This is a genomic window from Candidatus Methanomethylophilus sp. 1R26 (assembly GCF_001481295.1).
In the GTDB taxonomy this organism is placed as follows: domain Archaea; phylum Thermoplasmatota; class Thermoplasmata; order Methanomassiliicoccales; family Methanomethylophilaceae; genus Methanomethylophilus.
In genome coordinates this window covers 1-7,121 of the sequence record NZ_LOPS01000035.1, presented here as the reverse complement: position 1 = coordinate 7,121, position 7,121 = coordinate 1, and the positions used below count along the sequence as shown (strand labels likewise).

General features: G+C 62.8%; 6 protein-coding genes, 1 tRNA gene and 4 pseudogenes. 8 read left to right on the top strand and 3 right to left on the bottom strand.

The window, feature by feature from the left end:
* A pseudogene (locus tag AUQ37_RS06415) lies at positions 1-227 on the top strand (hypothetical protein); the annotation flags it as partial.
* 79 nt (positions 228-306) lie between these two features.
* Here AUQ37_RS06415 and AUQ37_RS13680 read toward each other — a convergent pair.
* Positions 307-768: pseudogene (locus AUQ37_RS13680) on the bottom strand (PPC domain-containing DNA-binding protein).
* A 20-nt stretch (positions 769-788) separates the two neighbouring features.
* Positions 789-1,826 carry a hypothetical protein gene (locus AUQ37_RS06405; protein WP_058747890.1) on the bottom strand — a complete coding sequence of 346 codons (1,038 nt, stop codon included), beginning with the start codon at positions 1,824-1,826 and terminating at the stop codon, positions 789-791.
* A 120-nt stretch (positions 1,827-1,946) separates the two neighbouring features.
* Between AUQ37_RS06405 and AUQ37_RS06400 the strand changes: the two genes are divergently transcribed.
* The 7 genes and pseudogenes from AUQ37_RS06400 (at position 1,947) to AUQ37_RS06380 (ending at position 6,735) form a co-directional block, all read left to right on the top strand.
* Positions 1,947-3,134: a helix-turn-helix domain-containing protein gene (locus AUQ37_RS06400; protein ID WP_058747889.1), complete on the top strand. Its 1,188-nt coding sequence runs from the start codon at positions 1,947-1,949 to the stop codon at positions 3,132-3,134.
* 5 nt (positions 3,135-3,139) lie between these two features.
* A complete protein-coding gene (locus AUQ37_RS06395; protein ID WP_102134604.1) occupies positions 3,140-3,940 on the top strand; it encodes an ATP-dependent sacrificial sulfur transferase LarE in 801 nt (266 codons plus the stop codon).
* 5 nt (positions 3,941-3,945) lie between these two features.
* Positions 3,946-4,697, top strand: a pseudogene (larB, locus tag AUQ37_RS06390) (nickel pincer cofactor biosynthesis protein LarB).
* Positions 4,694-5,206: pseudogene (larC, locus tag AUQ37_RS13675) on the top strand (nickel insertion protein); the annotation flags it as partial. The pseudogenes larB and larC (AUQ37_RS13675), both read left to right, overlap by 4 nt.
* A 133-nt stretch (positions 5,207-5,339) precedes the next feature.
* Positions 5,340-5,888, top strand: coding sequence for a nickel insertion protein (gene larC, locus AUQ37_RS13040; RefSeq protein ID WP_255354896.1), 549 nt, complete (start codon positions 5,340-5,342; stop codon positions 5,886-5,888).
* Entirely contained in the window at positions 5,888-6,031 is a 144-nt protein-coding gene (locus AUQ37_RS10025) for a hypothetical protein (RefSeq protein ID WP_157844320.1), read from the top strand. Before larC (AUQ37_RS13040) ends, AUQ37_RS10025 begins: the two co-directional genes overlap by 1 nt.
* Positions 6,032-6,099: 68 nt before the next feature.
* Entirely contained in the window at positions 6,100-6,735 is a 636-nt protein-coding gene (locus AUQ37_RS06380; protein WP_058747888.1) for a flavodoxin, read from the top strand.
* 67 nt (positions 6,736-6,802) lie between these two features.
* Here AUQ37_RS06380 and AUQ37_RS06375 read toward each other — a convergent pair.
* A tRNA-Leu gene (locus tag AUQ37_RS06375) sits at positions 6,803-6,888 on the bottom strand.
* Between the last annotated feature and the right edge of the window lie 233 nt (positions 6,889-7,121).

Genomic DNA, 7,121 nt, shown 5'->3' with positions numbered 1-7,121 from the left:
GCGGGAAGGAGTTCAGCCTTTTCCAGTCCAGGGCCGTGGCCTGCAAGTACTGCCCCAAGGCATCCACCAGATGCCCCAACGTCAGGTGCCCCTACTGCGATTCGGAATTCCCCATCAGCGGCTTCGTCGTGCCGAACGGGGAGAATTCGCGCCAGGACCAGCGGATCATGAACGATTACACCGATGAGGTCTTCAACCGCTGGGCCGAGACCTACAACAGGCGCTGAGGCCGGACGGCATCTTGCCGATCGGCCGATCATAAAAACGAGGGGGCATCTGACCCCTCCTGGATTTTCATACTGCGGTTCAGTCGGACTGCCCGGGATCCCCGCCGTCATCCTTTATGACGAGGGTCCTGACCCCGCAGACGGGATCGAACTCCCTTACCAGCCCGCCGCCCAGGATCTCCTGGATAACGACCTCCATCGTGATGGAGACCGTCACGCACTCGCGGAAGCATCCGGTGACGGAGATGCCGTTGTGGCCGACGGACCCATGCATATGGATGACCGGTTCTCCGGTGATGTCCTGCGGCACAAGGGTGCCGACCCCGTGGAACTCATCGTTGGCATCGGTCTGGTAGATCCTGGGCTCCATATGGCCGCTGACCTCGCGGATCCCCACAACGAACTAGGAGCCGGCTTTGACGGCGCCTTCCATCTGGAAGTACGCGCACTCGATGCCGTGCTCCTTAGCGAAGGCCTCGACGGTCTGCTTGACCAGCTCGCCGTCCTCCAGCCTCAGGACGAACGTGCGCCCCAGTTTCATCTCGCGGTATTTGATTCAAATCACCTATACATACTGTAGCGGTCGAGCAGCCTGTTGATGCTGACAGACTCGTCCTTGGTGAGGTTCCCTGCCTCGACGAAGGTCTGAACGTAATCTTTCGCATCGCGGGTGGAGATACGGGAGGCCTTGGCTATGACCGTCGCCAGGAACGATGATGCCATGGTCGGGTCCATAGATGATTGGGAGAGGACCTCGTTCATGTCGTATTTGAAGGGTGCCAGGCGGTGCGTGTTGAGCATCGGCTGCCTGGAGGACGTCCTCCCTCCCCTGGGCCCGGAACCGCTTCCTCTGCGGTTCTGCCTGTTGGGCGAGCGGGACGGGGATTTCTGGGCGGACCCTTTGTAGGAACGGGTGTAGTTGGCATCGTTCCTCTTGGGGATCTTGATGCCCCTCACGCCTGCCGGCGCGTCGTCGGCATCGTCGCGGGAATCGGCAACAAGACCCTCGCGGGCATCGCCGGAGTCTTCACCCTCGAAATGCGGGCGCTGAGCGGGCGTATCTCCGTGCTGAGGCCTGAAACCGCGCTGGGAAGAGTCGGAGGACCCTCCCTGGGGACGGTCGGAGCGATAGCCTCCGGAAGACTGGCCTTGGGAGGATCTGTCGGAACGGTATCCGCCCTGGGGGCGGTCCGAGTGATATCCTCCCTGCGAGGGTGCCCTGTCAGAACGGTATCCCGAAGACTGGCCCTGCTGTCCGCGGTCCGAACGGTAGCCCCCGGAAGAGGGTGCCCTGTCAGAACGGTATCCCGAAGACTGGCCCTGAGGACGGTCGGAGCGGTATCCGCCCTGGGGGCGGTCCGAGTGATATCCTCCCTGGGAAGACCTGTCGGAGCGGTAGCCTGAAGACTGGCCCTGAGGACGGTCGGAGCGGTATCCTCCCTGGGACCCGCGGTCTGAACGGTACCCCTGGCGGTCCCCGCCCTGGTAGCTGCGATGTGAATCCGGGCTGCGTCCGGAAGGCTGAGCATTGCTCCCGCTGTAGGACGGCTTGGCATCCTTTTTCGCGGGCCTGCTCGGACTGTCTTCGTTACTCTCCAATTTTATAACTCCGAGGGTTTCTGAAGCAACCTAGTATAAAGAACCTTTCTATAGAAAGTAATAGAAAGCCCCGGACGTCGCCAAGTCGCATTTTAATACCGAGCCCTGATACATTGACCGATGGCAGAGGATGACGTCGGCCGGCCCGCCGAAGCGGCCGCGAACCGCGAGATCTCGCTCTTCATGAGGGCCCGTTCGGGCTGCATCATACTTTTGGCGATCTCCGTCGTATGCGCGTTCATATCGGCAGTCATCGGGGAATACAAGGCGCTCTACCTTTCGATCCCCTCCGCCGCGATCGCCGCGGTCTCCCTCCGCAGGGTCGGCGGGTTCTACATGCCCCTCGCCATAGATGCCATACTGGCCGCGGTCCTCATCATGCAGATGGGCGCCCGCTGGACGTTCAAGTACAACGAGGGAGCGTGGTGGCTCGATTCCGTGTCGGATTTTGTCATGGGCATGTTCCTGTGCCTGATCGGCATAATCCTGGTCTACATCCTCGTCAGGCGCATGCCGGGGCTGGACCGCGAGAACGGGATCATCAGCGTCATCGCGTTCAGCTTCGGGTTCTCCATGTCGATGATCATCATCCTCTGCTCCTTCACCACCACGTCCCTCGTCGAGGGCAACTTCTCCGAGAGCCGTGAGTTCGCCTCCGCCGGCGAGATGACCTCGGCGATCTTCGGGGCGGGGGTCATGAGCGTACTGTTCTACCTGAACAGGAACAGCCTCCTGTTCCAGAACACCGTCGAAGCGTTCCTCCGCGGCAATGCGGACACCATCGGCATCGATGAGCTCGAGAAGGACAGCATCCTCCGCAGGATATCCGGAGGGGAGTCCTCGGTGACCGAGTTCAAGTCCACGATCAGGACGAACCTGCACACCGGGGAGAAGGATCCCCGGATGGAGAAGGCCGTCCTGAAGACCATCGTCGCGTTCCTCAACTCCCGCGGGGGCACGCTGCTCATCGGGGTCTCGGACGACGGGACGGTGATAGGCGTGGACGAGAGCTCCTTCGAAAGCAGGGACAAGATGATGCTGCATCTGAACAACCTCATAAAGAGCCAGATCGGCAGTCAGTACCTCCCGTACATCTCGTACAGGGCCGTCGATTTCGACAGCGGGACGGTCATCAGGGTCGACTGCCGGCCGAGCGACTCGCCCTGTTTCCTCATCGAGGGGAAGACGGAGACGTTCTACGTCAGGTCGGGCCCCAGCAGCATCGACCTGCACGGGAACGACCTCCTCTCCTACGCCAACCACAACTTCGATAAGCAGCTGAGGAAGATGTACAAGCCGAGGGTCTGACTTCCATGGGCGCATTGAGCACAGTATCTGCACTTCCGGGCAGCGCGGTCCCGGAGGATCTCCGCAGGTTCCTCGCAGAGCACCCGCGCCCGGCGATCGCATTCTCCGGGGGCGCGGACTCCTCCTACCTGCTCTATGCCGCGGCATCCTGCGGGACGGATGCGAAGGCGTACTTCGTGAAATCGGCGTTCGTGCCGGAGTTCGAGAGGGAGGACGCGGTGAGGACGGCGGGGGAGCTCGGCGTCCCCCTGGAGATCATAGAGGCCGACGTCCTCGCCGACCCCGCCCTGAGGGCCAACCCGGCCGACCGCTGCTACCTCTGCAAGAAGAAGGTGTTCGGCGCCATCTTGGAAAAGGCCGCGGAGGACGGCAGGGCATGCGTGATGGACGCCACCAACGCGTCCGACGACCCGAGCGGGAGGCCCGGGATGAGGGCCCTGCCGGAGCTGGGTATACTCTCCCCCCTGAGGGAATGCGGCCTTGCTAAGCCTGAGATAAGGAGGCTCTCGCACGAAGCGGGGCTGTGGACCTGGGACCTGCCCTCCTACTCCTGCCTGGCGACCAGGGTGCCGGAGGGCATGCCCCTGACAGAGGACATCCTCTCCAGAACGGAGCACGCGGAGAACGGAGCACGCGCCCTGGGGTTCTCCGATATCAGGATCAGGGCCCGCCCCGACGGGAAGGCGCTGGCGGAGATAACCGAAGGGCAGCAGGACCTTCTGGAGCGCAGACGCCCCGAATTGGAGTCGCTCGTCCTGGAATATTATAGCGGGATCGAGTACGGTACCAGGAGGCCGCATCCTTGAGGAGCATGGAGACCCGCGAGATACTGGAGAAGGTCAGGGCCGGGGAGATCTCCCCCGAAGATGCGGAGGTCATGCTGAAGTCGGCCCCGTTCGTGGAACTGGGATATGCCAAGGCGGACACCCACCGGAAGATCCGCCAGGGGACGGCCGAGGTCATCTACGCGCCGGGAAGACTCCGGAGCAGGCCCTGGGCATCGCGCGCGCCCTCTCCGATGCGGGGGCCGGGTGCCTGATCGTCACCCGCTGCCCCGAGGAGACCGCAGAGCTGATCGGCAGGGAGTTCCCCGTGACATCGTTCGACCGCGTGTCCCGCATATGCACCGTCGGGAAACCTCCCGAACCGTCCCCGAACAGCTCGGTCTGCGTGGTCACCGCAGGGACCAGCGACATCCCGGTCGCCGAGGAGGCAGCCGTCACCGCGGCCGCCCTCGGGAGCAGGGTGACCAAGATCTACGATGCAGGGGTCTCCGGCCTCCAGCGCATACTGTCGAGGACGGACGACCTCATGCGCGCCCGCGCGGTGGTGGTGGTCGCCGGGATGGAGGGGGCGCTGGCGTCCGTCGTCGGGGGGCTGGTCGACGTCCCGGTGATAGCCGTCCCCACGTCCGTGGGGTACGGGGCATCGTTCGGGGGCGTGACCGCGCTTTTATCCATGATGAACTCGTGCGCATCAGACGTGAGCGTCGTGAACATCGACAACGGGTTCGGCGCAGGATACATCGCATCGATGATAGACAGAAGGAGTTCGCCGCTATGAGGACACTTTTCTTGGAATGCAACGCCGGGGCATCCGGCGATATGATACTTGGTGCACTGACCGACCTCCTGAAGGACCCCGCCGAGCTCGGCGCTATGCTGGAGTCCTCCGGCATACCGGGGGTCAGATGCGAGATCGAGACCTCGGACAGGTCGTCCATAACCGGGACCAGCGTCCGCATCCTCGTCGACGGGGTCGAGGAAGGCACCCCCGGGGAGAAGAAGCACCACGAACACCACTCGCTGGGGGATGTCATGGGCATCATCGCCGGCCTGAAGGTTTCCGACCGGGTGAAGAAGGACGCCTCCGAGATATACTCGATCATCGCCGAGGCGGAGTCCCAGGTCCACGGGAAGCCGGTCTCGGAGGTCCACTTCCACGAGGTGGGGGCGCTCGATGCCATAGCCGACATCGTCGGGGTCTGCCTGCTCGTGGAGAAGCTCGCCCCTGAGCAGATCATATCCTCGCCCCTCAGGACGGGATACGGGACCGTGGAATGCGCTCACGGCGTGCTCCCGGTCCCCGCTCCCGCCACCGCCAACATCCTGAAGGGCATGCCCGTCTACGCCGCGACGAGGAGGGGGAGTTCACCACCCCCACGGGCGCGCCATCATCAAGCACTTCGCGGCGAGGTACGCGCAGATGCCGGTCATGGAGTACGAGGACTGCGGCATAGGATTCGGGAAGAAGAGCTCCAAGACCGCCAACATGCTCCGCGCCTACATCGGGGAGGCGGAGGAGGCCATGCCCACGGTCACGGAGATCCGCACCGACATCGACGACATGACCCCGGAGGACCTGGGCGGCATCATCGACCTGCTGATGGCCTCCGGAGCGCTCGATGCCTCCATATGCCCCGTGATCATGAAGAAGAGCCGCCCCGGGTACATCCTCAGCTGCATATGCAGGGACGAGGACACCGACGACATGGCCATGATCATCCTCGCCCACACCTCATCCGTCGGGCTCAGGTTCCACAGGTGCCAGAGGTACGAGATGAAGCCGTCCTTCATCAAGTACCGGACGGATTTCGGCGACGTGAGGATCAAGATCTCCGAGGGGTACGGCCTCAGGAAGTGGAAGCCGGAGCACGACGACATGACCAAGGCCGCCATAACCAACGGGGTCACCGTCGACGAGGTCCGCAAGAACATCCACTTCGACCCTGACGAAGAGCTCGGGGACGACTGATGCCGACGGTGAGCGCCGACCTCGACGACGGCACCTTCGACCTGCTGGCGGACTATGCCCTCAGGAACGGCATCACCGTCCCTGAGGCGATGACCGAGGCCGTCCGCAGGATGCTCGTGGAGGACATGCTCGGCGGCGCATGAGAGGCCGCCGGGCATTAATTTCTTTATGTCAGTTATTTTTATATATCAAACGTCACGTCACTTATCTCATGAAGAAGATCGTGATCGCGGCAGTGATCGCGACAGTGATCGTCGCGGCCGTCGCCGCGGCCTATGTGATACTGTCGAACGATGAGGACAGCGGCATCGAAACCTCTTCCGACGTCCGGATACCGGAGGGCGCGTCCACCGCCGTCATCTACTTCACCTGGAGCAACCACGCGGGGACCATCGCCACCAGCATCGGGAACATAACCGGGGATTCGCCGATCAGCCTCGTCCCGGAGACAGCTTACCCAGATACCTACGATGACACCGTGCAGAGGGCCGAGTCCGAGATAGGGCAGAGGCCTGCGATAGAGGCTTCGTCCCTCTCTTCCGCGCTCGATGCCATGCACAGCGCCGACTACATCTTCCTTGGATACCCCATATGGTACCAGAACTGCCCCAAGGTCATCCTCACCCTGATCGATGAGTACAATGCGCTCTACGGGGACATGTCCGGCAGGACCATCATACCGTTCTGCACCTCGGCCAGCAGCTCCCCGGACGCCATCTACGAGCCCATCCGCAGCGAGAGCGGCGCGACCGTGGCGAACGGGTTCTGGTGCACCAGCAGCCATGCCGGCGGCGGGATCGATGACGATGTCGCATCCTGGCTCTCCGGCATGGGGATCTCGGCCTGAGGCCGGCTGATAAGAGGGGACGCCCCCGGGGCGTCCCCTCGGCCTCATATTCTGGCACTTATCGGATTGGTGCGGGGTAAGGGATTCGAACCCCTGAACCGCTGGGGAAAGGATCTTAAGTCCTCCGCCTTTGGCCGACTCGGCTAACCCCGCCCGGATACCTGATTGGGTTCCCGCTATAAATCCATGGACCCGCGCGGACCGGACAGAAGACCCAGTCATGCACCTTATTCCATTCAGGCAGCGCCCGCCAACCACATTATTCCATTCAGGCAGCGCCCGCCAACCACATTATCAGCCCCGTTTTGGTTAAACTTTGCGTAGCTTCCGCTGTGCGACCGCCTTCTGCAGGTGCTGTGCCTCAGCTCTCGTGCGGGCGGGATCTC

What these genes read in the sequence shown, in the direction of transcription:
- AUQ37_RS06400 (WP_058747889.1), top strand. Translation starts at nt 1,947, where the DNA reads ATGGCAGAGGATGACGTCGGCCGGCCCGCCGAAGCGGCCGCGAACCGC.
- AUQ37_RS06395 (WP_102134604.1), top strand. Translation starts at nt 3,140, where the DNA reads ATGGGCGCATTGAGCACAGTATCTGCACTTCCGGGCAGCGCGGTCCCG.
- AUQ37_RS06380 (WP_058747888.1), top strand. Translation starts at nt 6,100, where the DNA reads ATGAAGAAGATCGTGATCGCGGCAGTGATCGCGACAGTGATCGTCGCG.
- AUQ37_RS10025 (WP_157844320.1), top strand. Translation starts at nt 5,888, where the DNA reads ATGCCGACGGTGAGCGCCGACCTCGACGACGGCACCTTCGACCTGCTG.
- larC (WP_255354896.1), top strand. Translation starts at nt 5,340, where the DNA reads ATGCCGGTCATGGAGTACGAGGACTGCGGCATAGGATTCGGGAAGAAG.